We start from the raw sequence: 283 nt of genomic DNA, 5'->3' as shown, positions 1-283 counted from the left end.
CTTGTAGGCGGCGAGGCCGGCGAGGGTGGCGATGGTGGGGTTGACGCGGCCGTAGACGATGATCAGGCCGTTGAGGATGCCGACGAGGATGCCGACGCCGATGGCGGCGGCGATGCCGGTGAGGGCGTTGGAGCCGGCCGACGTGAAGGCCATCGCGGAGACGACGGAGGCGACGCCGGCTTGGGAGCCGACGGAGATGTCGAGGCCGCCGCAGATGATGACGACGGTCTGGACGATGGCGAGGAGGCCGGTGATGGTGGCGGCTTCGGCGATGACCTGCATG

At 69.6% G+C, this 283-nt stretch carries 1 protein-coding gene; it reads right to left on the bottom strand.

Annotated features, from left to right (window positions below; all coding sequences use genetic code 11):
• Positions 1–283 (bottom strand): ABC transporter permease subunit (locus PUR56_RS43455; RefSeq protein ID WP_443034512.1); only part of this gene is annotated, 283 nt, incomplete at both ends.

This window comes from Streptomyces sp. BE303 (assembly GCF_036290945.1).
In the GTDB taxonomy this organism is placed as follows: domain Bacteria; phylum Actinomycetota; class Actinomycetes; order Streptomycetales; family Streptomycetaceae; genus Kitasatospora.
This window is presented reverse-complemented; position numbering and strand designations above follow the sequence as displayed.